The organism is Chitinophagales bacterium (assembly GCA_040877935.1).
GTDB lineage: Bacteria > Bacteroidota > Bacteroidia > Chitinophagales > CAIOSU01 > JBBDNB01.
Map to the genome: position 1 here is coordinate 203,122 of JBBDNB010000048.1, position 23,186 is coordinate 226,307.

The 23,186-nt window shown below is 39.5% G+C and carries 24 protein-coding genes; 12 read left to right on the top strand and 12 right to left on the bottom strand.

Features of this window, described 5'->3' with window-relative positions; all coding sequences use genetic code 11:
* On the bottom strand, nucleotides 1–3,094 hold a 3,094-nt coding region (locus tag WD048_13950), incomplete at its 3' end, for a PKD domain-containing protein (GenBank protein MEX0813318.1).
* 206 nt (nucleotides 3,095–3,300) lie between these two features.
* Here WD048_13950 and WD048_13955 point away from each other — a divergent pair.
* Nucleotides 3,301–3,435 carry a hypothetical protein gene (locus WD048_13955; GenBank protein MEX0813319.1) on the top strand — a complete coding sequence of 45 codons (135 nt, stop codon included), beginning with the start codon at nucleotides 3,301–3,303 and terminating at the stop codon, nucleotides 3,433–3,435.
* Nucleotides 3,436–3,547: 112 nt separating this feature from the next.
* Nucleotides 3,548–3,748, top strand: coding sequence for a hypothetical protein (locus WD048_13960; protein MEX0813320.1), 201 nt, complete (start codon nucleotides 3,548–3,550; stop codon nucleotides 3,746–3,748).
* 692 nt (nucleotides 3,749–4,440) lie between these two features.
* On the opposite strand, the gene WD048_13965 is transcribed toward WD048_13960, so the two are convergent.
* The 7 genes from WD048_13965 to WD048_13995 all read right to left on the bottom strand — a co-directional run bounded on the left by WD048_13965 (nucleotide 4,441) and on the right by WD048_13995 (nucleotide 9,281).
* Nucleotides 4,441–4,872 carry a PIN domain-containing protein gene (locus tag WD048_13965; protein MEX0813321.1) on the bottom strand — a complete coding sequence of 144 codons (432 nt, stop codon included), beginning with the start codon at nucleotides 4,870–4,872 and terminating at the stop codon, nucleotides 4,441–4,443.
* A complete protein-coding gene (locus WD048_13970; GenBank protein MEX0813322.1) occupies nucleotides 4,862–5,116 on the bottom strand; it encodes a DUF6364 family protein in 255 nt (84 codons plus the stop codon). Before WD048_13970 ends, WD048_13965 begins: the two co-directional genes overlap by 11 nt.
* A gap of 105 nt (nucleotides 5,117–5,221) precedes the next feature.
* Nucleotides 5,222–6,706, bottom strand: a complete 1,485-nt coding sequence (gene hutH, locus WD048_13975) for a histidine ammonia-lyase (protein ID MEX0813323.1) — start codon at nucleotides 6,704–6,706, stop codon at nucleotides 5,222–5,224.
* Nucleotides 6,707–6,710: 4 nt separating this feature from the next.
* Nucleotides 6,711–8,057, bottom strand: a complete 1,347-nt coding sequence (gene hisS, locus WD048_13980; GenBank protein ID MEX0813324.1) for a histidine--tRNA ligase — start codon at nucleotides 8,055–8,057, stop codon at nucleotides 6,711–6,713.
* A complete protein-coding gene (locus WD048_13985; protein MEX0813325.1) occupies nucleotides 8,057–8,509 on the bottom strand; it encodes a low molecular weight protein-tyrosine-phosphatase in 453 nt (150 codons plus the stop codon). The genes hisS and WD048_13985 overlap by 1 nt, the downstream gene beginning before the upstream one ends.
* 182 nt (nucleotides 8,510–8,691) lie before the next feature.
* Complete coding sequence (locus WD048_13990; GenBank protein MEX0813326.1) at nucleotides 8,692–9,063, bottom strand: type II toxin-antitoxin system VapC family toxin; 372 nt, start codon at nucleotides 9,061–9,063, stop codon at nucleotides 8,692–8,694.
* Nucleotides 9,057–9,281 (bottom strand): hypothetical protein, encoded by a 225-nt coding sequence (locus WD048_13995; GenBank protein ID MEX0813327.1) that lies wholly within the window; start codon nucleotides 9,279–9,281, stop codon nucleotides 9,057–9,059. Before WD048_13995 ends, WD048_13990 begins: the two co-directional genes overlap by 7 nt.
* A gap of 222 nt (nucleotides 9,282–9,503) precedes the next feature.
* Between WD048_13995 and WD048_14000 the strand changes: the two genes are divergently transcribed.
* The 3 genes from WD048_14000 (at nucleotide 9,504) to WD048_14010 (ending at nucleotide 10,369) form a co-directional block, all read left to right on the top strand.
* Complete coding sequence (locus tag WD048_14000; protein ID MEX0813328.1) at nucleotides 9,504–9,836, top strand: hypothetical protein; 333 nt, start codon at nucleotides 9,504–9,506, stop codon at nucleotides 9,834–9,836.
* 66 nt (nucleotides 9,837–9,902) lie between these two features.
* Nucleotides 9,903–10,088, top strand: coding sequence for a hypothetical protein (locus WD048_14005; GenBank protein MEX0813329.1), 186 nt, complete (start codon nucleotides 9,903–9,905; stop codon nucleotides 10,086–10,088).
* On the top strand, nucleotides 10,076–10,369 hold the full coding sequence (locus WD048_14010) for a type II toxin-antitoxin system RelE/ParE family toxin (protein ID MEX0813330.1): 294 nt from the start codon (nucleotides 10,076–10,078) through the stop codon (nucleotides 10,367–10,369). The genes WD048_14005 and WD048_14010 overlap by 13 nt, the downstream gene beginning before the upstream one ends.
* A 104-nt stretch (nucleotides 10,370–10,473) precedes the next feature.
* On the opposite strand, the gene htpG is transcribed toward WD048_14010, so the two are convergent.
* Nucleotides 10,474–12,348, bottom strand: coding sequence for a molecular chaperone HtpG (htpG, locus tag WD048_14015; protein MEX0813331.1), 1,875 nt, complete (start codon nucleotides 12,346–12,348; stop codon nucleotides 10,474–10,476).
* 87 nt (nucleotides 12,349–12,435) lie between these two features.
* On the opposite strand from htpG, the gene WD048_14020 reads away from it, so the two are divergent.
* The 7 genes from WD048_14020 to WD048_14050 all read left to right on the top strand — a co-directional run bounded on the left by WD048_14020 (nucleotide 12,436) and on the right by WD048_14050 (nucleotide 20,465).
* Nucleotides 12,436–12,762: a nucleotide pyrophosphohydrolase gene (locus WD048_14020; GenBank protein ID MEX0813332.1), complete on the top strand. Its 327-nt coding sequence runs from the start codon at nucleotides 12,436–12,438 to the stop codon at nucleotides 12,760–12,762.
* 115 nt (nucleotides 12,763–12,877) lie between these two features.
* The gene (locus tag WD048_14025; protein ID MEX0813333.1) at nucleotides 12,878–14,725 is read left to right on the top strand and encodes a S8/S53 family peptidase; all 1,848 of its coding nucleotides are present in this window, start codon (nucleotides 12,878–12,880) and stop codon (nucleotides 14,723–14,725) included.
* A 97-nt stretch (nucleotides 14,726–14,822) separates the two neighbouring features.
* Nucleotides 14,823–16,025, top strand: a complete 1,203-nt coding sequence (locus WD048_14030) for a Ca2+-dependent phosphoinositide-specific phospholipase C (GenBank protein ID MEX0813334.1) — start codon at nucleotides 14,823–14,825, stop codon at nucleotides 16,023–16,025.
* 111 nt (nucleotides 16,026–16,136) lie between these two features.
* Entirely contained in the window at nucleotides 16,137–17,177 is a 1,041-nt protein-coding gene (recA, locus tag WD048_14035; GenBank protein ID MEX0813335.1) for a recombinase RecA, read from the top strand.
* An 87-nt stretch (nucleotides 17,178–17,264) separates the two neighbouring features.
* A complete protein-coding gene (locus tag WD048_14040; GenBank protein MEX0813336.1) occupies nucleotides 17,265–18,041 on the top strand; it encodes an SDR family oxidoreductase in 777 nt (258 codons plus the stop codon).
* 117 nt (nucleotides 18,042–18,158) lie between these two features.
* The gene (locus tag WD048_14045) at nucleotides 18,159–19,187 is read left to right on the top strand and encodes a pyridoxal-phosphate dependent enzyme (GenBank protein ID MEX0813337.1); all 1,029 of its coding nucleotides are present in this window, start codon (nucleotides 18,159–18,161) and stop codon (nucleotides 19,185–19,187) included.
* A 21-nt stretch (nucleotides 19,188–19,208) separates the two neighbouring features.
* Nucleotides 19,209–20,465: a pyridoxal phosphate-dependent aminotransferase family protein gene (locus WD048_14050; protein MEX0813338.1), complete on the top strand. Its 1,257-nt coding sequence runs from the start codon at nucleotides 19,209–19,211 to the stop codon at nucleotides 20,463–20,465.
* An 80-nt stretch (nucleotides 20,466–20,545) separates the two neighbouring features.
* On the opposite strand, the gene WD048_14055 is transcribed toward WD048_14050, so the two are convergent.
* From WD048_14055 to WD048_14065, 3 genes are read right to left on the bottom strand one after another with little or no spacing between them, the layout of a single operon-like run.
* On the bottom strand, nucleotides 20,546–21,058 hold the full coding sequence (locus WD048_14055; protein ID MEX0813339.1) for a hypothetical protein: 513 nt from the start codon (nucleotides 21,056–21,058) through the stop codon (nucleotides 20,546–20,548).
* Nucleotides 21,042–21,935 carry a sterol desaturase family protein gene (locus tag WD048_14060; GenBank protein ID MEX0813340.1) on the bottom strand — a complete coding sequence of 298 codons (894 nt, stop codon included), beginning with the start codon at nucleotides 21,933–21,935 and terminating at the stop codon, nucleotides 21,042–21,044. Before WD048_14060 ends, WD048_14055 begins: the two co-directional genes overlap by 17 nt.
* Nucleotides 21,935–23,185, bottom strand: coding sequence for a sterol desaturase family protein (locus WD048_14065; GenBank protein ID MEX0813341.1), 1,251 nt, complete (start codon nucleotides 23,183–23,185; stop codon nucleotides 21,935–21,937). Before WD048_14065 ends, WD048_14060 begins: the two co-directional genes overlap by 1 nt.
* Nucleotide 23,186 lies beyond the last annotated feature (1 nt).

Genomic DNA, 23,186 nt, shown 5'->3' on the forward strand with positions numbered 1-23,186 from the left:
AAGATTCCCCATCGCAAATGCTGATGCTTTGAGCAGAAGCTGCATTGGGCAATACCGTTAAATTTGTGGTCAATACACTGTCACAGCCATTGGCAGAAGTAAACGTATCGGTATAAGTTCCTGAAGTAGTCTGCAAAGCTCCGCCCGCAAAATAGGATTCTCCATCGCAAATACTGATGCTTTGAGCAGAAGCTGTATTAGGCAATACTGTTAAATTAGTGGTCAATACACTGTCACAACCATTCGCAGCGGTAAATGTATCAGTATAGGTGCCAGAACTGCTTTGCATTGCTCCACCAGCAAAAAATGATTCCCCATCACAAATGCTGATGCTTTGAGCAGATGCTGTATTAGGCAATACTGTAAGCATAGTAGTTACAATGCTATCACAACCATTTGTAGTAGTAAATGAGTCAATATAGGTTCCGGAACTTGTCTGCAAAGCACCGCCCACAAAATAGGATTCCCCATCGCAAATATTTACATCTACTGTATCGCTTTGCCTGGACAATACTTCAATAGTTGCATATGCTGTATCTGACAACACTACTCCAACACAGGCTGTTGAGTCAAAGCCGATCAGGGTCACATCATAAGTTCCTGGCTGGTCAAATATGTAAGATGGTGATTTTACATTGGCAGTGTCCCCATTTCCAAAATCCCAAAAATAACTTACAGCAGAAGTATCATTATCATCAAACTGTATTGTCAGTGGCGCACATCCCTGAGTTGAAGAAGTACTTACATCAACATTAACACTATTAATCTGAAAATCAAATTTTATGGCTCCCAGGTTACAGTTTGAGCTATTGTTGGTATTTGACCATACACCCGGGGTCGTAGGGAATAAAGAATTCCCGCCACAGCCTGCACACACAGCCTGATAAATGGCTCCTCGCTTGTCAAAACGACTTGTTCCTCCATCTACGTGTTCGGCTGAGCCATTGCCCCCGAAAAAAGTAGCGTATTCAAGGAATGTTGCATCAGGACCTAAAACAATAAAATAAAAATCACTACCATCAGTAGTCGATTGAAATGCATCTCCGGAAACCGGCATTCCATTGGTGGTTCCTGTTTGGGAATTCCAAGAAGTATTTACGTTTCCACCCCAGCCCGATGCATATATATATCCGCAAACATCCACTAAAAATGCAGTTGGGGAAATGTTAGGGACACTTGTACCGGCACCAAAAGTTGTAGAAAATAAAGTTGAACTGAGTGAATTGTCCAGTTTATGAATAAATTGCTTGGTATTAAAATTAGAATACACGCCTGGCGTAAGGGGATATATTCCCCTGCTTTGACCGTATAAGTAAACATTATTCATGCGGTCGGTTTCTACAAAATAAGCCTGATCATACGCGGATGTTCCGATGTATGTGCTGCGAATCAATTGAGTTCCGCTATTGTTGATTTTAGAAACATATCCATCAGCAGCTCCTCCTTGATAAGTAGTATTTAATGCTCCTGAAGTATTAGCAAGATTAGAACTTGTAGTTCCTCCGCAAACAAGCAAATCATTGCTGCTGTCTAATTTCAGTGAATAACCTGCATCCACTCCACTGCCACCAAGGTAGGATGACCATTGTAAAGTAGAAAGGTTGGTATTAAATTTAAAAACTACTGCCTCCTGTCCACCTGAAGAAGCTGCTTGAAACACTCCTGCAGTTGTAGGGAAATTAGAAGAAAGTGTACTTGATGCTACGTAAATATTGTCCTGTTCATCTACTATAACCTCTCCTCTGAACTGATCTCCATAATTGTACTGCAATTGTGCAGTTGAATTGTGATTGATTCCATCATTGGCACTTCCACCCATATAGGTAGAGCCCAAAAGCGCAGTTCCGGCAGTATTAAATTTTGTGACAAAAATATCTGTACCATTATTGAAAGTTGCACCGTTATTGGGAAAAGAAGCAGAAGTCCCACCGTTAAATGTCCTGTCATATCCATTTAAACTTGTAGGGAAATCAGATGAGCCGGTGATGCCCATAACTATCAGTTCATTGGCACTATTCACTATTAAACTACTGGGAAGTTCTGTATCTACACCACCCAAATAAGTCGAATAAATCAAACTGGAACCATCTGGTGAAAATTTGGAAATACCAACATCAACCTGCCCTGCATAATTTACCTGATATGCACCTATAGTTGTGGGATATCCAATTCCAAAGACAATACCTCCAGCATATAGATTTCCATCTAAATCATAAGTGGCTGTGAAACCAAAGTTATCTGAAGTGGAACCGGTATAGGTAGAAAACTCTAACACAGGGTCTATAATCAGTTCGTGATTGTTGTTATAGCCTGAAGGGAAATCAAATGTAAGCTCGTTTCCAATGAGTTTATAATTACAGGGAACAGTGACTTTCTGACCATTTATAACTTGATAGGCATAAGGTTTCTGCTCAATTACAGAATTTACAGAAGTTACCAGGTATAAGTTGCCGTTTTGCACTTGCATTTTATTGAGCCCATTGTATTCCAGATGAATATCTGAAGGATCGTGCCCGGCATGTACTACAAAATCATATTTCAGGGATTTACCTGCGGCTGCCGTATTTGCAGAATAAAATTTCAAATCAACACCATCATACAAGCCTGAGTAAAGAATGGATTGATAAGAACGCACACCTGTCGCCCACTGACGGGAATTATTGCCCAGATAGTAATTGCGATAATCACTGAAAGCATCATCAGCAGTAATTTTCACTGTTGACAGCGCATTTTTGAAATTAACCCGAAAGGCATGTGCATCTACCGTCCAGTCAGCAGGAAGGGTTCTAGAACCCTGGCCGGTTTTTGCGCTTTGCAGTTTGTCAATATCAGTAGAGCTCAGAAAAGAGTATGTGAGCGCATTTTTTTCAAAAAACATTGCTCCTCCATGCAATTCAAGCTTGTAATCAAACTGCGCCTTCCACTGGCCATTGTTTTCTATAAATTTAATTTGCTCACTTGTATTTGCATTCGCATTATTCAAATTAATATTAGCTGATCGGCCATGCGGACCGTGAGCATATAAATTGTTTTGAAGGAATAGTATAGCGATAAAGCAAAAGAACTTTATAAAATAACCGGAGAATAAATTCATAATTTGAAATTTGTTTTGAATAGCTCAAGTTACCCAAGTTTAGATATTTATGCAAGATTTTTTGAAAACTGAATTTTTTGAGGATAAAATGCTTTAAATTTTTCTTAGGAATATGCTCAGCATCTCAAACCTCAAACTCCCGCATAAAACCCCTAGCTGACATTCAGCCCTTCCAAATTACTTATTTTTAGGATAAAGACATTGACATGAACATCCTTGCCTACAGCTCTGATGGACGAGCACTTGACTCTTCTGATTATAAAAAGGAAATAGACAATGCTATTAAAGAAGCCGATAATGGAGAAGTTGTTTCCCAAAAAGACATGGAAAAGGGATTGTGAAAAAGAAAAGAGTTTTATTGGACGCCAGTATTAAAACCACAAGTTTTAAGCTGACGGTAGTTGAGGAAATTTGTTCACTTGGAATTTATGTTGGTTTTTTGCAGTTTTATAGTTGATAAAGAAAATAGAAATGAATACAGAAAGAATTTCCGGCAAAAATGAAAAATTGCAACTCAAGATCATTAAAGAGCTTTCAAAAGAAATTACAAGTTCTAAACAAAAAGCTGAAAATTTTCTAAAAACTTCAGGAATACTTGATTTTGTTGAAAAAAATACGGAAAAATCCAAAAAAACCTTTTCAAAAAATAGCTAAGCCCACCTTGTGAATCGATACACAACACTTCCCTCACAAATTTTGGCTTTTCATAGCTGTGACCGAAAAATTGGACTAAAGGTATTGAATGGAGAAACTAAACTAAAACCAAGCGAAAATATCTGGGATTGGTTGGGGCATGGAATATATTTTTGGGAGCACAATCCCATGAGAGCTTTGGAATATGCTAAAGAGGTGAGGTAGCTTCTGGAAAACAAAAGGCAAAGGGAAAGATTAATACGCCTTTTGTAATTGGCTGTATAATTGATTTAGGAAGATGCCTAAATCTCACCGAACCCAGCCATCATCCATTGATAAAAGAAGCATACAAGACACTGGAAAATTCTTATAAAGAAAGTGAAAGGATTCTCCCTTCAAATTCAGGTAGTTCAAGAATTTTAGATTGTGCAGTTTTCAAAGCATTGCACAAAATGATGGAGATAAAAAGCTTACCAGCTTACGATACAGTCAGAGGTGCATTTCCTGAGGGAAAGCCAATCTATGAAGGTTGTGCCATAAACGACCAAACGCATATACAAATTTGTGTCAGAAACCCCGACTCAATATTGGGGTACTTTTTGCCCTACCCTTTGAAAAAAATAAACCCCTTTCTTTAAAAACCATCGTTTAGTTTAGCAAATGGGTTTCAGATTTTAAAACCACCAGCTATAAACTGGCGGGAGTTAGGGATTTTAGCTCTCGTTTTTTTCTTTCATTTTCAGAAAATTCAATGGTGTCATAACTGCAATTAAAGAATTTCTATAATATTTTGTGTTTCTTGTAATAATTATGTCTAAATCTTTAATCATTAAGGCAGTAGAATATTGAACTGAATCTTCGTAATCTGTGAAATTATTCTTTAATGCTTGAATGATCTCTTTTTTTGTCGTTCCAACAATTTCGGTCATTTCAGTCAATGTCTCAACAACTTCAAGCGTTTTTTTGTGTCCTAAAAATCTCCTTACGATATAGTAAACATTATTGATACTTACAGCGGATAAATACAATTTTACACTTCCTTGTTCATTGAGTTCAAAAAGTTCACTTGCAGGGTTTACGTGAGGTTCTCGGTCAGTAAAAAAGTCAATAACTACGTCAGAATCTACAAAAAGTTTATACTCCATATTTTTTTGAAAGTTCTTCAGTTAAAATTTGTTTGTAGTCAAAATCCCGATCAGTTTTAATGATTCCTCTCAGTTTTCTAACTTTAGGGGAAAGTTGCTTTTCCTTGATTTTCATTCTTTTTACAGTAACAAACTTGAAATAGTTTTCAACTATTTCCGAAAGACTTTGTCCTTTTTCTTTTGCATATTTTTTCGCAATTTCAATGACCTCTTTTTCTATTGTCAAAGTTAATTTGGTATTCATGCTATTTTCTTTTACAATAAATATACGTGTTTTGTTTTGAATTTGAAACACGTGTTTTTTAAATGAGAGCTGAACTTCAGCATAAAGTCCATTCCTTCACAAACCTCAAACCTCAATCTCCCGCATAAAATCTACCGTTACCTGGATATCATCGTAGAGGAGGCGGTCTTTTTCTAGGTGGGGCACAATTTTGCGGTAGGTTTTTCTTATGGCTTCAATCCTGGGCGAGCTTTTCAATGGCTTTCTAAAATCCAGTGCCTGCATGGCGGTCATAAATTCTATGGCCAGCACTTTTTCAATATTATAGACAATCTTATACGCTTTCACCACGGCATTGGCGCCCATGCTCACATGATCTTCCTGCCCGGCAGAGGAGGTAATGCTATCGACCGAAGCGGGCGTAGCCAATTGTTTGTTCATGCTGGTAATGGCGGCAGCCGTGTATTGCGGAATCATCAGTCCAGAATTCAAGCCTGAATTTTCAGTCAGGAAATTGGGCAGTTCCCTGTTTCCGGAGACCAACTGAAAAGTCCTGCGTTCTGAAATGCTGGCCAGTTCGGCCATAGCCATAGCCAAATAATCAATGGACAAAGCCAATGGCTCGCCATGAAAATTCCCACCGGAAAGAATCAAATCCTCCTTTTCAAAAATCAGCGGATTGTCCGTCACCGAATTGATTTCCACTTCAAAAACCTGCTCAACATGGTTCAGCGCATTATTGACCGCCCCATGCACCTGCGGCACACAGCGAAAAGAATAAGGATCCTGCACATTGAATTTGGCCTGCCGGGCAATTTCACTGCCTTCCAAAAATTTTAGCACATTTTCAGCCGATTCCAACTGTCCCTTGTGCGGACGCACCCTGTGAATGGCCGGATGATATGGATCGGAAGAAGCATTGAAGGCATCAATGGAAATGGCTGCCGTTAGGTCTGCGAGTTTGTTTACCCGCCTCGATTCCAAAATGGACCACACGCCCCAGGCACTCATAAACTGCGTGCCGTTGAGCAGCGCCAAACCTTCCTTGGCCTTCAGTTGTATGGGTTCAATGTTCAGCTCCGCAAAAACATCTGCCGTCTTGCGTTTTTCACCTTTGTAGCGCACTTCACCCCTGCCAATCAGCGGGAGTGAAAGATGGGCCAAAGGCGCCAAATCACCGGAAGCACCGAGCGAACCCGTTTCCCAGATCACCGGGAAAATTCCATGATTGTAAAGTTCCACGAGCTTCTCTACTGTTTCCAGGCGAATGCCCGAAAAACCCTGCCCCAAGCTTTTGATCTTTAGGATCATCATCAGTTTGACCACCTCGGGCAGTACTTCCTCGCCCATTCCACAGGCGTGAGAAAGCACTAGGTTTTCCTGCAATTGATCTAAATCCTCATTGGAAATGGGCACATTGCACAGTGAACCAAAACCAGTATTGATGCCGTAAAATCGGGCATTGGGTTCTTGTATTTTTTGCTCCAAATAGGCGCGATTGTCCTGTACGCTTTTGCGCAACTCCTCATCCAGCGTAATTTTAAAATCATCGCTCAAAACTTTTCGCAGCTCAGATAATTTCAGATGTTTTATGCCAATAGATTCTTGCATGGTTTTAACTTAACAATTCAATCAATGCATCTGGCGAATAAGATTCTTGCACTCCACTTTCCATATTTTTTACGCCAACGGTATTTTCTTCCAGCTCTTTTTCGCCAATAAATGCCACAAAGGGAATACCTTTTTGATCGGCATATTTCATTTGCTTTTTGAATTTTTCTGCCGAAGGATAAATTTCGGAAGCAATCCCTTTTTTGCGCAATATTTGCAAAATGGAAAATGCACGCGATTCCGCTGCTCCTCCAAAATTGATGAAAAGGATTTTCGTGGAAATATTTTTCAAAATGCTTTCCGGCCATAAATCCAATTCCTCCATAATATCGTAAATGCGCTCCACGCCAAAGGAAATGCCCACGCCCGACATATCCTTCAAGCCGAATATTTCAGTGAGATTGTCGTAGCGGCCACCACCGCCTATGGAGCCCATTTTGGCTTCGGTGGATTGCACCTCGAAAATGGTGCCGGTATAATAATCCAGTCCGCGGGCAAGGGTCAGTGAAAGTTTTACGGGCAAATCTTTTTCCAGCAAAAATTCCAGTTCCTCGATGCCTTTTTGCCCTATTTCAGAATTGACAAACAGGGTTTTCAAAAATTTTAATTTGGCATCATTGCCAATTTCATCAGAAAGCTCCAGCAATTTTTCCGATAATTTATTCACGCCTATTTCCAACCATTCATTGGCGACTTTCTCTTTGCCAATTTTATCCAGTTTGTCCAGAATTACGGTGAATTCGCTGAGCTTATCGGCTACGCCAAACACTTCTGCAAAGCCAGCCAGCACTTTTCTGTTGTTGATTAAAATCCCGGTTTTAAGGCCCAGCTTTTCAAAAACATCCGCATAAATCTGCGCCAGCTCCACTTCATTGAGCAAACTATCGCTGCCCACGATATCGGCATCGCATTGGTAAAATTCGCGGTAGCGCCCACGCTGAGGTCTGTCCGCTCGCCACACGGGCTGAATTTGGTAGCGCCTAAATGGAAAGGCAATGTCATTTTGGTTTTGCACCACATAGCGGGCAAAGGGAATGGTGAGATCGTAGCGCAGGCCTTTTTCCGAAATGCTTGCAGTCAGAGCTTTTGAGTCTTTTTCGCTCAGTGCTTTTTCATCTGCTTTTTTCAGATAATCACCGGAGTTCAGGACTTTAAAAAGCAACTTATCGCCTTCCTCGCCATATTTTCCGGTGAGGGTTTCCAGGTTTTCCATCACCGGGGTTTCTATGGGCTGAAAGCCGTATTTCTCAAAAACCGACTGAATGGTACTGAAAATATATTTTCTTTTGGCCAATTCCGATGGGCCGAAATCGCGCATTCCCTTGGGATTGACTGCTCTTATTTTGCTCATTATTTGTATTTGTTTATAATTGCTTCGCAGGCATCATCCAGCATTTGATAGACCTGCTCAAAACCATCATCGTCCCAATAGGGATCGGGCACCGATTCATTGGAATCTGCAATCAGTTCGTTTAAGATCAGTTTTACTTTAGAGCGTTCTTCCTCCGTATTGGCCAATTTCGTTACATCTCTGTAATTGGAAGTATCCATTGCGTAAATCAAATCAAAACGCTCAAAATCGTACTCGGAAAACTGTCGCCCGCGCTGATAAGTAATGTCCAAATCGTGTTTTTCTGCCACCTCAATAGATCTGGGATCGGGTTGTTCTCCCACGTGCCAACCTCCTGTTCCGGCACTCTCCACTTCCCAGTCCAGACCGTAAGCTTTGATTTTTCGGGCCATAAGCCCCTCTGCCAAAGGAGATCTACAAATATTCCCCAAGCAGACCATTAATACCTTCATGTGTTTAAAATTGTTTTGCCTTGTCCAGTTGCAAATGTAGGAATTTATGGTGTTTCCAACCTTCAAGGTTTTGCCCGCCAAGATGGACGGGCAGGAAAACCTTGAAGGTTTATAGCTTTTTAAGTTAGAGTCATCTAATCACCACGATCTTAAAATTTGATTGAGGTTTTTCCCTACTCTCTTTAAGCAATTAATAAATCTTCAATTCTACTAAAATGCTTTTTGTTAAGAGTTTTAACAGGTAGCTTGTTGGCAATGCAAGTTGCAGCGATAAAAATATCCCTGAATTCAATCATTCTGTTTTCAGTTCTTAGCTTATGATATATTTGAGCTGCTTTAACAGCAGTACGTTTATCAAAATCCAGTATAGTTAAGTCACCAGTGATCAAATTAATATCATCAGTTTTTGCTTTATTAGTTGCCCCCATCAATAATTCATAAAGGGTTACTGAACTGATAAACAATTGGGTTTCACTTGAGATAGCATAAAGCGTGGTATTCTTTTTATTCTTCGCCCTCAGAAATTCAATAAAAACAGATGAATCAATTACCATTCTTCAGCTTTCCAATTATTGAGCAATACAGCGTTTTTTTCATAGACTTTAATATCAGAATCACTCCATTGAGAGACTTTAAGCAATTTGTCCCTATAACTTATTTTAGAAGTCGTGGTTTCGCTCTTTTCTTTGCTGAGAAGAGCATCTATAAAATCAAGCACTTGACTTTTAGCGGTATTGCTTAAAAGCTTGTATTTGTTTATGACATTGTCCATGTGGAAAATCTAATTGATTAAAAATAGCGAACTTATCAAAAACAATCAACAATTAAATTCAATAGTTCAATTTGGGCGCGTGGTCTGGAATAAATAATTTCAGGAATAAAAATTAACAAACCTAATACCTTATAGCATGGGCGTTAAAAAACCTTGAAAGGTTTAGCACTTTCGAAGCACTTAAAGAAAAACCATTATATTCACATAAAAAAAACCAACCTTATGAAAAACCCAATCTCAAAAATCATCTTACCGATTGTCCTTTTGATTGCTTTCTCTTTGCCTTCCGAGGCACAGACTCAGTATGAGTTTGCAGTTGTAAGTTATTATCCAAAAGAAAGAGAATTAGAAGTTTCTGTAAATGGAGAAGTTTACAAAGAAATTACAGTTGATAAAAATAAGGTGGAAGGTTATAGTGATGTTAATCCTGCTATACTTGAAATTCAGAAAATGAATGAAAAAGGATGGGAAATCTTTGAAGCAAACACTAATGTTTTAACAAATTATTTTCATCATAAAATTTTCACTTTCTTCCTCCGCAGAGAAAAAGAATAATAAACTTTAGAGCGGAGAAGCAATTTTATGAAATCCATATTTCTTAGATTGGAACAAAATTCCAAAATGATGATTACAAAACAGAAATTGCTTCAGCACATAGATAAATTTCCAGATAACATCTCCATAGATGAATTAATTGACAGGTTAATTTTAATCGAAAAACTAGAAAAGCGAATAGAAGAATCTAAAAATGGCGAAACTATCAGTGAAGCTGATTTGGAAAAAGAGATGAAAGAATGGTTCAAATAAAGTGGCTTAAAACTGCTAAAAGAGACTTGAAAGAAATTCATGATTATATTTCAATTGACTCAAAAAGATTGGCCAGACTTCAAGTTGAAAGAATTAAGGACAAGACTACTTTACTGAAATCCCACATTGGACTGGGAAAAATTGTCGAAGAAGTTAGAATTCCTGAAGTAAGGGAAATAATTGAAGGAAACTATAGAATCATTTACAAAATAATCCATCCCAAAGAAATCCATATTTTGATGGTTCACCACAGCGCAAGGGATTTAAGCAAAAGGGTTTAAATAAAAACCCCCGACTCAAAATTGAATCGGGGGTTTTTTGATTGTGCAGTAATGTAGTGGTCAGACGACTTTGAGTCGTCCGACCACTTGACTACTGGATTCTTTTACTTCAACAGACCTACGCTGCGGTGTACAAAATCCGTGAGTTTTTTGCCTTTCAGCATTCCTTGCGAAAGCAATGCCAAATCGTACAACTGACCGATCAAAGCCTTTTTGTTGTCCTCCTTTTTAGCCTTCAAAATTTTGCTGGCCACCGGATGGTTGGTATTCACCACCAAATTGGCAAACTCAGACATACCGGGCATTTTCTGACCACTGAGTTCCTGCATCTCCATCATCCTGCGCATAAACTCAGGCTTGGTGATATAGACAGGCTCATCCTCGTGCGAAAGTGCCTTTAACTGAACAGTAATGTTTTGCTCACTCACATTATCCTTGAACAATTTTTCGAGTTTTTCTTCCTCATCCTTGGAAAGCACGGATTCCTGCTCCGTATCTTTTTCAATCAATTTGTCTAAGGTATCTGCATCCACGCGCTTGAAAGTGAGCTTTTCCATTTTTTGCTCCAATTGCTGCATAAAATGGTTGTCAATCACGGTGTCAAACAAAAGCACATCATAACCTTTTGATTTTGCCCCTTGGATATATTGATCCTGAGCTTCAGTATTTGAGCTGTAGAGCAGTACAAGCTTGTCGTCTTTATCCGTTTGGTTGGCCTTTACTTTTTCTTTGTATTCCTCATAGGTTTTCAATCCACCTTCCGTATTTTTCAGCAAGAAAAAATCTTTGGCCTTATCGTAAAATTTATCATCACTGATCATTCCGTATTTTACAAAAACGCTCATTTCCTCCCATTTTTCCTCAAAGCTTTCTCGTTCATTTTTGAAAATCTCATCCAACTTATCAGCTACTTTTTTACTGATGTGGCTGTTGATCTTTTTCACATTCGGGTCGCTCTGCAAGTAACTTCTGCTCACGTTCAATGGAATATCCGGTGAATCGATTACACCGTGCAAATGCATCAAAAATTCAGGAACGATATTTTCTACAGAATCGGTAACAAATACCTGGTTGCTATAGAGCTGGATTTTGTTTTTCTGTACTTCATAAGTCTGTCCCACCTTTGGGAAATACAATATCCCGGTAAGATTGAACGGAAAATCCACATTTAAATGTATCCAGAAAAGTGGCGGTTGAGCATAGGGATAGAGCTCACTATAAAAAGCCTGGTAATCTTCATCTTTCAATTCAGATGGACTTTTTGTCCAGGCTGGCTCGGTATTGTTGATGATATTGTCTTTAACTACCTTTTCCTCTTTGGCATCCTTCCCTTCCCCTTTGGTAATGGTTTCTTCTTTGGTGCCAAATTGAATTTCTATAGGCAAAAATTTGCAATATTTATTCAACAACTCATTGATTTTCCATTCTTTGGAAAATTCGTGGGAATCTTCATTCAAATACAAAATGATGTCCGTTCCGTGTTCTTCTTTTTCAGTTTCCTCCATTTCGTAATTGGGGGTTCCATCACAGCTCCACTTGACAGCGGGCGCATCTTTTTTATAAGATTTGGTAACGATCTCAACTTTTTCAGCTACCATAAAGGCAGAATAAAAACCAAGTCCGAAATGCCCAATGATACTGGCAGGATCGCCAGCTTTTTCAAATTTATCCAAAAACTCCTGCGCACTGGAAAAAGCTATTTGATTGATGTACTTTTTTACTTCATCTTCTGTCATTCCAATGCCGCTATCGCTTACTATCAGCTTATGTGCTTTTTCATCATTGCTGATCTGAATTCTCAAATCGCCCAGTTTTTCACTGAATTCACCCATTCGGGCCAGACGTTTCAATTTTTGGGTAGCATCTACTGCATTGGAAACCAATTCTCTGAGGAATATCTCGTGATCGGAATAGAGGAATTTTTTAATAATCGGGAAAATATTCTCGGTCTGAACATTAATTTGTCCTTGTTCCATAATCTAATTTTTGTTTTAAAAGAATGTCCTTAATTTTCAAAGTCCATGCCATTTCATTTTAGCTGACAAATTGACAATAAAACAAACAGTATGACAATCGAAGATGCGCAAAAATTAGTAGATCAGTGGATCAATACAACGGGAGTGCGGTATTTTAATGAGCTGACCAATATGGCCATGCTCACCGAAGAAGTGGGAGAAGTGGCGCGCATCATAGCCCGGCAATATGGCGAGCAGTCATTCAAGGAATCGGACAAAGACAAGGTGCTGGCAGACGAGCTGGCAGATGTGCTGTTTGTGGTTATTTGTCTGGCCAACCAAACAGGAGTGGATTTAACGGATGCCCTGCAAAAAAACCTGGCCAAAAAAAGCAAAAGGGATGCGGAAAGGCACAAGGGGAATGAAAAGTTGAGGTAGAAAATTATTTAATAGCTGAGCAATAAATAATTTCCGAACTCAGATTTTAAAAAGGCACTTTTCAAGATCAAAACAATTAAGTGTATTTTCACAAAGCACAAATGCACGAAAACTTATGTCAGTATTTTTAAGAATTATATTTAGCCTGTGTTTTATTTTGCTTGTCAATATAGTGCTCGCAAAAGGTTCAGCACTTTTGTTTTGCTCTGATCATTCACAGGAAGAAGCCCTGAAGTGGGCAGAAAACAACCAACTTACTTACATTGCATTTCTGGAATATGAAAACGTGCTCTTAGTAGAGGAAACATCTGTTTATACTGAAACCAGGGCTACAGAACTGTGCTTTGTTTCTGAATTGCGCAATTTTAAAAATCATATTGCTTTTTCAAAAAATGAAATTATTCTGCGGATTCAATCAGGAAATGAAAAAGAAATGCAAGGGTTTTTCGAAGCACTCGGAATTAGCGATCTTGAAAAACACGCATTTATCCCCAATCAATATAAAATGAAAAATGCGGCCGATAATGAAGCTGCACTTGACAAATTACTTGCTGAAATAAAAAAACAAAGCTGGGTAAAAGTAGCCCAAATCAATACGGCACATACTCTTTCTGTCACTTCGGTAGATGATCCTTTATTTGACAGTCAATGGTCAATCCAAAATACAGGCGATTCAATTCAGGGCAATGGCACAGTAGGGGCTGATATGAGCGTGGATTCAGCCTGGACAATCAGTACCGGAAGTTCTGACATTAAAATTGTAATACTGGATTCCGGGGTGGATACATTGCATGAAGACCTGATTGACAACATGCTGCCTGGCTATGATGCTTTTGCTGACTCAACACAAGACACCAAAGGTTATCCTACCCCCAATTTCAGGAGTGATGGACATGGTACGGCCTGTGCAGGTATTGCCGCAGCTTCGGGGAACAATAGCACCGGAGTTGCCGGAATTGCTTATTCAAGCAAGATAGTACCGGTACGCATTTTTTATTATCAGGATTTTGGCAGCAATGGAATTCAGCCTTTTACCAATTCTGAAGCGCTGATAAATGGTTCGGCTTATGCATGGAGAGAAGCCAATGGAGATATTATGAGTACTTCTGCCGGCCTTCCTGATGTATTTATCTTTGCATTGGGCATTAATACAGCGGTGATGAATGCAGAAATAGCTGAGGCCTATCAACAAGGTAGAGGTGGAAAAGGAATACCCATGTTTTTCTCCTCGGGAAATGATGATGCACATGTGCTTTGGCCGGCCAAATTAGAAAACATTACTATTGCAGTAGGTGCCAACTCTATGTGTGATGAACGCAAAAACCCAAATGACTGCTCATCTGAATCATGGGGAAGCAATTATGGAACAAATCTTGATTTTGTAGCACCTGGCGTACTTATTTCTTCTACTGATATGTCAGGAAACAATGGCTATACTAACAACAACTACACCAATACTTTCAATGGTACCAGTGCCTCTTGTCCAAATGCTGCCGGAGTAGGTGCTTTAATTTTATCTGTAAATCCCAATCTTGGCGCTCAAGATGTGAAAGCTATTCTAAGCCTGAGCGCAGATAAAGTAGCGCCATATCATTATGATTCAACTCTTCAATATGGTGCCTGGAATAATGAAATGGGCTATGGCAGGATCAATGCTTTTGAAGCCTTGAAATTAGCGCAGGACTATACCCCAACTGTAGGCATTAAAGACAATACGGCTATTGATAAAAGCAATCCACTTAAAATTTACCCCAATCCTTCCAGCGGAGTAGTTTTTGTAGAAAATAGCAATGAAGAAGTGCTAAATGTCCAGGTCTATAATCTTGAAGGAAAGCAAATCAAATCTATTCGCCTTGCCGGCAATAGCAAAGCCAATATGCATTTGTCAAATGGCTTTTACCTTATCGGAACAGTGAACAATAATGGCATTAGCCAGGTTAAAAAAATTGTAGTTGCTGAGTAAGTACAAGTGCCGAACAGCTTTGGCCCGCAATCTATAGCTCAAAAATCACTTAATATTTGCTTAACTTCAAGTTTTGATTTTAACCAATAATACTGGTATGTTACGTATTCTACCCTTTCTTTTCGCATTGTTTTTTCTGTTGTTTTTCGCTTGCAAAAAAGAGGATGAACTCAAAAAAGAAGATGAAATCATTGATGAACCGGTAAAAATACAGGCACAGGATACAGTGAAAATAAATGAAATACAAATTCTTGCCAGCCACAACAGCTACAGGCTAAGAACTTATGAGCCGATATTTAATCAACTTGCACAATTCAGTTTTCTCCCTTCAGATCTAGATCCAAATGACTGGGACTATACGCATCCTTCCTTTGATATTCAGTTTGGGCACAATGTGCGCAGTTTAGAAATCGATATCTTCAATGACCCCAACGGAGGGCACTTTTACGATAGGCATGGACTTACCCTTGTTAACGAACCTGTAGAATCAGGTATAGCGGAACTGAATACACCCGGCTACAAAGTTTTGCACGTGCCAGATCTTGACTACAGAACACATTATCACACATTTATACAAGCACTGGAAGCACTGAAAAGCTGGTCAGATCAAAATCCCAATCATGTGCCCATATTTATTTATGTGGAAGGTAAAAGCGAAGCTGTGGGTGATGTTGTATCACTCAGTGGATATAAAAAAGCCATCCCCTATGATGCCGCTGCCGCAGATGCTTTGGACAATGAAGTAAAAACTGTTTTTGGGGCTGGTCTTGAAAAAGTAATTACACCGGATGATATTCGCGGGGATTTTTCCAGCCTGAATGAAGCTGCATTGGCTAAAAACTGGCCTATATTAAAAGAAGCCCGTGGCAAATTTATGTTTATCATCAGTGGCAGCGAATTGATCAATCATTATGTGAGCGGTCATCCCAACTTGGAAGGCCGTAGTATGTTTGTGTTTGGTGATCCCGGAGAAACTTACACCGCTTGTTTGCTGAGAAACAGCCCACAGGGCAATGAGAGTACAATTGCTGGATTTGTAAATGATGGCTACATCGTAAGAACTCGTGCAGACAATGGTATAGAATCAGCTAAAGGCAATGATGATTATTCAAAATCAACAGCTGCATTTGCCAGTGGGGCTCAAATTGTAAGTACCGATTATTATCGTCCCGACCCCAGGAGCGACACAAGTTCAGTATGGACAGATTTCCAGGTGCAATTGCCCAATAATGGTATAGCGCGGTTCAATCCCGTAAATGCTTCAGGATTGCTGGAATCAGAAGAAGAAATTACGGAGTAAATTATATTTTCTGTTAAGCCCAAACTTATCCACTAAATAAATTTGACCTGCTTTCGACAGCATTGTTTCACTTAAATTTCTTTACTTTAGAGGTTCTTAAATTTTAAAATTATGGCAGAAGCAAACAAAGAAAAATTAAAAGCACTAAAACTCACCATGGACAAATTAGACAAGGTCTATGGTAAGGGTGCAGTAATGAAATTAGGCGATAGCAGAGTCGTAAATGCAGAAACATATTCAAGTGGATCAATAGGGCTGGATATTGCACTGGGCATAGGAGGTTTTCCTCGCGGCAGGGTTGTGGAAATATATGGCCCGGAATCATCTGGTAAAACAACCATTGCTATTCACGCCATTGCAGAAGCACAAAAGAAAGGCGGACTGGCTGCTATGATAGATGCAGAACATGCCTTTGACAAAACCTATGCAGAAAACCTCGGTGTGGATACGGAAAATCTGTTTATTTCCCAACCCGATGATGGTGAACAGGCATTGGATATTACCGAGCATCTGATTCGCTCTGGCGCACTGGATATTGTAGTTATTGACTCAGTTGCTGCACTCGTTCCGCGCGGAGAATTGGAAGGCGAAATGGGCGATTCTAAAATGGGCTTACAGGCACGCCTGATGTCCCAGGCCATGAGAAAGCTTACCGGGGCAATTAATAAAACAGGCTGTACCTGCGTATTTATCAACCAGCTTAGAGATAAAATCGGTGTGATGTTTGGCAGCCCGGAAACAACTACCGGTGGTAACGCACTGAAATTTTATGCCTCTATTCGATTGGACATTCGAAGAATTGGGCAGATCAAGGACAAAGACAGTGTAGTAGGTAACCGCACCCGTGTGAAAGTGGTGAAAAACAAATTGGCTCCACCTTTCCGAATGGCTGAATTCGACATTATGTACGGACTGGGCATTTCCAAAGTGGGCGAAATTGTAGATATGGGCGTTGAACTGGATATTGTGCAAAAGAGCGGAAGTTGGTTCAGCTATGACAGCACCAAGCTCGGACAGGGAAGAGAAGCTGTTAAGCAATTACTGACCGATAATCCCGAACTTGCAGATGAAATAGAAGCTAAGATCAAAGACAAGCTCAAACCCATAGTTGAGGAAGAAGTGGTTGTAGAAGAAGCAAGCACTGAATCGTAATTCATAATTCATACAAAAATCTGAAGAGGCAATCCATGACAGTTTTAAAATACTGCTTGCGATTGCCTCTTGATATTTTGGGAAAAGATGCAAGACTATTTTAAAGATAAAAGTATAGTAATTACCGGTGCTACCAGCGGGCTGGGGAGAAGGCTTGCAGAAATCCTGCTCAGCTATTCAGCGCATGTAACTGCAATAGGCAGAAATAAAGAAGCATTGTCTGAACTGGAAGCCCTTGCTAAAAAAAGCAATGGGGAAATATTGTGCATCTCCTGTGATGTAGGTGATTATGAACAGTGCAAATCAGCTTTCAAAAAAATACTTGCCCATTTCGGCAAAGTTGATGTTCTAATAAACAATGCCGGAATCACCAATATTTCAAAATTTGAACCAGGAAAACATGTGGAAGTTACTAAAAGCCTTTTTCAGACGAATTTTTTCGGAGCTGTAAATTGCACAGAACTGGCTTATAACAGCATTGTACAACACAAAGGGTCAATAGTGAACATTTCAAGTGTAGCAGGTTATTCTCCACTTATGGGCAGAACTGCATATTCAGCTAGCAAGCATGCCATGCACGGGTTTTTCGATACGCTGCGGACTGAACTAAAAGAACATGGTGTAAATGTGATGATGGCCTGCCCCACTTTTATACAAACAGGTATCAGGACTAGTACTGAGCAGAAAGTACAGGGAGAAACTTTAAGTGTTGATTATGTGGCTAATAAGATCCTAAAAGGCATCGTCAAGCGCAAAAGATTATTGCTTATTGGAAAAACTGCTACCTTTGCTTACTGGATCAATAAATTATTTCCTGAAACTTATGAAAAAATAATGATCCGTAATCAAAAAAACAAATTTTGATATCAACTCAGACCTGCCTAATAGTCTGTTTGTGAGTGTACTTTCAAAACCTTAACTTAAAACAGAAAGCATATTCTTTCATTAAAAATCTAAGAGTCTGAGATAAAATATTTGCTTATGCCAAAAGACAGTGTATATCAGGATGTTTCAGAAATAATAGGCAACACCCCTTTGGTGCGGCTGAGAAGTCTGGAACAAATTGTCAAAGGAAAAGTTTACGCCAAATTAGAAGGCTTAAACCCTGGACTTTCTACCAAAGACCGCATTGTACTTCATATGCTTGAAGTGGCAGAAAAAGAAGGCAAAATCAAACCTGGAGGCACTGTAATTGAAGCTACTTCCGGAAATACAGGTTTTAGCCTTGCTATGATATCCGCTACCAAAGGATACAAATGCATTCTCACAATGAAGGATAAAATTTCGAAAACAAAAGTAGAAATGATAGAGGCTATGGGCGGTACAGTAATTATATGTCCATCTAATGTCAAACCTGATGACCCAAAATCCTATTTTTCTGTTGCCAAAAAATTAAACAAACAAATTCCCAACTCACATTACCTCAATCAAAACTTCAATATCGGAAATATGGAAGCCCATTATTTGGGGACCGGAAAGGAAATCTGGGAACAGACAGAAGGAAAACTCACTTACTTTTTGGCATGTGCCAGCACCGGAGGCACTATTTCAGGAACAGCAAAGTACATCAAAGAGCGCAATCCCAATGTGAGAGTTGTGGCTGTGGATTCAGAGGGCTCCTTATTAAGCCCCTATTTTAAAACAGGAGAAATTGACAATTCAGTGAGCGGTTCCACTCAATTAGAAGGAGTTGGAAAAAAAATTATTCCCGGAAATATCGAATTTTCACTTATTGATCGCTTTATAACTGTTGAAGACAAAGCAAGTGCGCATGCAGCGTATCAGCTGGCCAGAACTGAAGGTCTATTGATGGGCTATTCTAGTGGAGCTGCTATTGAAGGTTTAAAACAATTAAATGACGAGTTGACTGATGATGATATTACTGTAATTTTATTGTCAGATCACGGAGCTAAATATCTTACTAAAATATACAACAAGCAGTGGATGAAAGATCAGGGGTTCTGGACAGAAGAATTAGAACCCGAACCTTTAGAAGCTGCTTATTTATAAAAATTTATTAAATTTCATATCATGAAAGATTTATTTGAAAGGCTCGATATAAAAAATTCACCGCTGGGCAGGTTTGCCAATGTTGAGGGCTATTATATTTTCCCGAAACTGGAAGGTGAGTTGGATAGTAGAATGAATTTCAATGGACAAAAAGTGCTTGTCTGGAGTCTTAATAATTACCTGGGACTGGGGAATCATCCTGAAGTACGCAAGGTAGATGCCCAGGCTGCCAAAGACTGGGGACTGGCCTACCCGATGGGTTCCAGAATGATGAGCGGCAATACCGATTATCACGAAAAATTGGAAAAAGACCTGGCTGATTTTATAAAAAAAGAATCTGTTGTATTGGTCAATTACGGCTACCAAGGTATGTCTTCAGCCATTGATGCATTGCTCGGCAGAAACGATATAGCAGTTTACGATTCTGAATCACATGCCTGTATTGTAGATGGACTGCGCATGCATCTTGGAAAACGATTTGCATATGACCACAACAATATTGAAAAACTGGAAAAAAACCTGCAACGCGCCACAAATCTGGCAGAGCAAAGTGGAGGAGGAATTCTTGTAATCACAGAAGGCGTTTTCGGAATGCGCGGTGACCAGGGCAAGCTGAAAGAAATTATTGCGCTGAAGAAAAAGTACAATTTCCGTTTGTTGGTAGATGATGCGCATGGTTTTGGCACACTTGGAAAAACAGGAGCCGGAGCCGGAGAAGAGCAGGGCGTGATGAATGAAATTGATATATACTTCTCTACTTTTGCTAAATCTATGGCCAGTATTGGTGCATTTTTCGGGGGCAACGAAGAAGTGATTAAGTTTTTGAAATACAATATGCGCTCGCAAATATTTGCCAAATCGCTACCCATGCCCATTACTATTGGCAATATCAAGCGTCTGGAAATGTTGCGCAGTATGCCTGAACTTAAAGCTAAGCTTTGGGAAAATGTAAATGCATTGCAAAAAGGCCTGAGAGAAAGAGGGTTTAATATTGGCAATACCAACAGTTGTGTCACTCCGGTTTACTTAGAAGGCTCGGTTGAAGAGGCATCACAACTGATATATGACCTGCGCCAAAATTATGGCATATTCTGCTCTATCGTATTGTATCCAGTAATTCCAAAAGGCATGATGCTGCTACGATTGATACCTACGGCTGTACATACGCCACAAGATATTGAAGAAACACTTCAGGCATTTGAAGCTGTGGCTTCTAAACTGAAAAACAAGGAATATCTGGAGAAGATCGCTACCCTGGAAGAACAGGATGGAAAATAAAATCACAATTGATAAAAAAAAATGCCCGCTTAACATAACTTGTAGCGGGCATTTTTTATTGAACTCAGGTGCAGTACGTACTATTTTGTCCTCTCAAAAGAAGCCAGTATAGCCTCTAAATCCTCCTCGTATTTTTCCAATCTGAAATCCAGTGTCCAGACACAAACCTGATAGTAGTGGTTTTCATCCTCAGAGGTAAGTAAAAGATATTCTATTTTTTCTCCGGTAGTATTTCCGCTCAGGCGATATTTACGCTTTGTAAGTCCATTTTCTGTTTTTTCAGAAAGCAATTCGCTCTCAAAATTTTGCAGGTCCATGCTAAAGCGCTCAATCACTCTTTCGTCATAAGCATCAAGGTCTTTTGCTTCTCCTTTAGCATCATAAAGCCCAACAACATAAACAGTACGGTAGCGATTCTTAAATTGTATTTGTGCACCGGGTGCCAATTGTCTTGTACTCGACAAGTAATTGGGCAGTTCCAGAGTGAAAACATCATCTGCTTTTGCCGTAAAAGTCCCCTCACTATAGGAACAGGATTGCAATGAAAAGAAAGCAATTAAAAGGGAAAATAGTAATTCAGGTATTTTGTTCATTGGTTTTTAATTGTTGTTGCAGATATTTAGCTGTTTTAAAAGGCCCTTCGGGACTCCAGCCGGGCGGATAAAAAATATAACCCAATTTATCCTTCCAGGAATCTGCACTTTTAATATCCTTCCAAAGCGAGACAAATTCGTGTGTGGCAATTTTCAGCGGATTATAGGTATTGATATTCACGGTAATGCCATAATTGGGTTTATCGGTATCGAGCTCCTCCTGGAAAGTGCCAAACAATCGATCCCAAATAATAAGAATCCCTGCGTGGTTTCTATCCAGATAGCGAACATTAGAAGAATGATGCACACGGTGATGCGAAGGGGTATTGAAAATAAACTCAATTGGCCAGGCCAACTTTCCTACCATTTCGGTATGCGGCAAAAACTGGTAAATCAAACTGATAGACATCATAGTAAGGATCATAATAGGCTCAAAACCAATGATTGGCAACCACAGCCAGAAAGCATACTTATAGAATAATTCTGTCCAGCTTTGGCGCAAGGCAGTAGAAAAATTCAGATTTACCGAACTGTGGTGGTTGACATGTGCTGCCCATAAAATCCGCACTTCGTGGCTGAGGCGATGGTGCCAGTAAAAACTAAAATCATCGGCAAAAAAGAGCAAAACCCAGACCCACCACTGAAAGCCAATATCAAAAATGGCATACTGATGTAAAAAAGTAAAAACCAGGAAAGCGACCAACTTTACAGCAATTCCAATTATTACAGAGCCAATCCCCATAGTAATACTTGCGGCACTGTCTTTGAACTCGTATTTTTTGCGCTTGTCGAGATAAATCAACACCAATTCCGTAAGCATTGCTATTATGAATAGCGGCAAAGCATACATTACCGGATCCTGATTCAGTATTTCCATTATGCGATATTTCGAGATTTATTTAAATAATTTCGATAGGGCAAAAGTACTGTAAGTGATACAATTAAAAACATTGCCGGCAGTACTATTGCCAATATTAAATTTTGAGCAGGATTAATAATTTGTATAAAAGTAAAACTCACTACAATTAAGCGCAAAGCTTCAAAACCTAAAATCCTGTTTTTCATTTCAAACAATGCTCCGAGATTTACCAGCGACCAGATAATCAATAATGCAAAATAAGTATTTTCAGCCCAGGAGAGACTTTCACTATTGAAGAGAAAAAAAGTAGTGCCAATCAAAACCAGCACTTTCTGGGTGAGAATATAGTAATTCAGACCGGAAGGAACCTCTGTATCATATTTAATAAATTTATGGGGATCGAATTGTTTTTTTTCAATTTTCCAATCTTCGGGCTTCCATCCCGGTAAGCCAAACATCATTTTCCACTTGTTTTTCAAACCTTTCACCCTGGCAGTATCCCTAAACACTTTTACCCAGTGTTCAATATTTAGCCACAACGGATTCCAGCTTTTAGGTTGCTCTGTAATTCCGTAAACAACTTCTTCTTTTTCAGGTTCAAAAGTGCCAAACATACGGTCGTAAATAATCAAAGTGCCCCCGTGATTTCTATCGATATACTTTGGATTTACTCCATGATGTACCCTGTGATGCGAAGGTGTATTAAAAACAAACTCAAACCAGCGCGGCAATTTGTCAATGGCTTTGGTGTGTATCCAAAACTGGTAAAGCGTTTGAAAGGCATTGATCAAAATGAAGAGCTCCGGCTGAAAACCCACTATTGCCAGTGGCAAATAAAACATCCAGGAAAAAGCACCTTGCACCCATCCCTGACGCAGAGCTACTGTTAAATTGTATTCTTCACTTTGATGATGCACCACATGGCTGCCCCAAAGCACATTGATTTCATGCGCCAACCTGTGAAACCAATAGTAGAAAAAATCCACCCCAAGGAAAAGCACAAAACCAGTGAGCAAAACTTCAGCTACTGCATAGTTTTGACCGATTCCGGGAAGTTCAAAAATTTTATAATTGTTGTAAAGAAAATAATACCCGATGTAAATAAATGCTTTCAAAAAAACACCAAACACCTGTGACCCCACACCACAACTCAGGTTGGTAATGGCATCATTAAAACGGTAGTACTTCGTCTTTTTGATCTTATCGATCAGCAACTCAAGTCCAATAAGTAAAAAGAAGGCCGGAATGGCCAGTGCTATGTAATTCACA

Bases quoted from the DNA above. Each gene is read 5' to 3' on its own strand.
- WD048_13955 (MEX0813319.1), top strand. From the start codon at position 3,301: ATGAACATCCTTGCCTACAGCTCTGATGGACGAGCACTTGACTCTTCT.
- WD048_13965 (MEX0813321.1), bottom strand. From the start codon at position 4,872: ATGGAGTATAAACTTTTTGTAGATTCTGACGTAGTTATTGACTTTTTT.
- WD048_13970 (MEX0813322.1), bottom strand. From the start codon at position 5,116: ATGAATACCAAATTAACTTTGACAATAGAAAAAGAGGTCATTGAAATT.
- hutH (MEX0813323.1), bottom strand. From the start codon at position 6,706: ATGCAAGAATCTATTGGCATAAAACATCTGAAATTATCTGAGCTGCGA.
- hisS (MEX0813324.1), bottom strand. From the start codon at position 8,057: ATGAGCAAAATAAGAGCAGTCAATCCCAAGGGAATGCGCGATTTCGGC.
- WD048_13985 (MEX0813325.1), bottom strand. From the start codon at position 8,509: ATGAAGGTATTAATGGTCTGCTTGGGGAATATTTGTAGATCTCCTTTG.
- WD048_13990 (MEX0813326.1), bottom strand. From the start codon at position 9,063: ATGGTAATTGATTCATCTGTTTTTATTGAATTTCTGAGGGCGAAGAAT.
- WD048_13995 (MEX0813327.1), bottom strand. From the start codon at position 9,281: ATGGACAATGTCATAAACAAATACAAGCTTTTAAGCAATACCGCTAAA.
- WD048_14000 (MEX0813328.1), top strand. From the start codon at position 9,504: ATGAAAAACCCAATCTCAAAAATCATCTTACCGATTGTCCTTTTGATT.
- WD048_14005 (MEX0813329.1), top strand. From the start codon at position 9,903: ATGATGATTACAAAACAGAAATTGCTTCAGCACATAGATAAATTTCCA.
- WD048_14010 (MEX0813330.1), top strand. From the start codon at position 10,076: ATGGTTCAAATAAAGTGGCTTAAAACTGCTAAAAGAGACTTGAAAGAA.
- WD048_14020 (MEX0813332.1), top strand. From the start codon at position 12,436: ATGACAATCGAAGATGCGCAAAAATTAGTAGATCAGTGGATCAATACA.
- WD048_14025 (MEX0813333.1), top strand. From the start codon at position 12,878: ATGTCAGTATTTTTAAGAATTATATTTAGCCTGTGTTTTATTTTGCTT.
- WD048_14030 (MEX0813334.1), top strand. From the start codon at position 14,823: ATGTTACGTATTCTACCCTTTCTTTTCGCATTGTTTTTTCTGTTGTTT.
- recA (MEX0813335.1), top strand. From the start codon at position 16,137: ATGGCAGAAGCAAACAAAGAAAAATTAAAAGCACTAAAACTCACCATG.
- WD048_14040 (MEX0813336.1), top strand. From the start codon at position 17,265: ATGCAAGACTATTTTAAAGATAAAAGTATAGTAATTACCGGTGCTACC.
- WD048_14045 (MEX0813337.1), top strand. From the start codon at position 18,159: ATGCCAAAAGACAGTGTATATCAGGATGTTTCAGAAATAATAGGCAAC.
- WD048_14050 (MEX0813338.1), top strand. From the start codon at position 19,209: ATGAAAGATTTATTTGAAAGGCTCGATATAAAAAATTCACCGCTGGGC.
- WD048_14055 (MEX0813339.1), bottom strand. From the start codon at position 21,058: ATGAACAAAATACCTGAATTACTATTTTCCCTTTTAATTGCTTTCTTT.
- WD048_14060 (MEX0813340.1), bottom strand. From the start codon at position 21,935: ATGGAAATACTGAATCAGGATCCGGTAATGTATGCTTTGCCGCTATTC.